Source organism: Methylobacterium guangdongense (assembly GCF_038442355.1).
GTDB lineage: Bacteria > Pseudomonadota > Alphaproteobacteria > Rhizobiales > Beijerinckiaceae > Methylobacterium > Methylobacterium guangdongense.
Map to the genome: position 1 here is coordinate 1 of NZ_JBBXMX010000080.1, position 822 is coordinate 822.

Here is an 822-nt window from a genome sequence, read left to right on the forward strand (position 1 = left end):
TACCAGACGAGTAAGCCGATTGTGGTGGGAGAACGACATCGACCCGATGGGATTAGCCGTCCGAGACATGCACCCACTGGGGTGCCCTAAAACTTCGATCAGGGAGGGATCATGAACGCTGAACCCGCGTCGAACCTGCTGCGGCGCCCCGGTCCTCCCAAGCCCGTCCCCCACGTCGATCCACCTCGGGCGTCCGACCCGCGCTTTACCGAGGCAGTGCCCCATCACGCCCGCCTCGTCTCGCTCTACGATCAGGCCGTCTTCAGCGAGGGGCCGACCTGGTGGCCCGCCCGGGACATATTGGTCTGGTCGGATGTCGAGGGGCGCCGGGTTCTCGGTTGGCACGCCGACGGCTGCGTGCGGGTCGTCATCGACGCCACCCCGTTCATCAACGGCAATACGGTCGACCGGCACGGCAACCTCGTCCATTGCGAGCACGGCAACCGACGCCTGTCACGTACGACCCCGGACGGACGCTACGAGGCCTTGGTCGAGACCTACGACGGCCGCCGCTTCAACGCGCCGAACGACGTGGTCTGCGCCGCCGACGGCGCCCTCTGGTTCACCGATCCAGCCTACGGGCTGCGGTTACCCAGGCAGGGGGTGTTGGCCGCGTCCGACCTGGGCCATCACAGCGCCTACAGATTCGACCCGGCGGACGGCTCCGTCAGGCGCATGGCCGACCTCGGCCAACCGAACGGGCTGGCCTTCTCGCCGGACGGGCGCACCCTGTACGTCAGCGATACCTCTCGAACCGAGGGCGGCGACGGGCATACGATCCATGCTTATCCGGTCCTGGATGACCAAACCCTGGGCGAACCG

1 protein-coding gene is annotated in these 822 nt (G+C 67.2%); it reads left to right on the plus strand.

Annotated elements, in window-relative coordinates:
* Nucleotides 1-111: 111 nt before the first annotated feature.
* The coding region (locus AAHG09_RS31830) for an SMP-30/gluconolactonase/LRE family protein (RefSeq protein ID WP_342112348.1) at nt 112-822 on the plus strand (711 nt) is incomplete at its 3' end.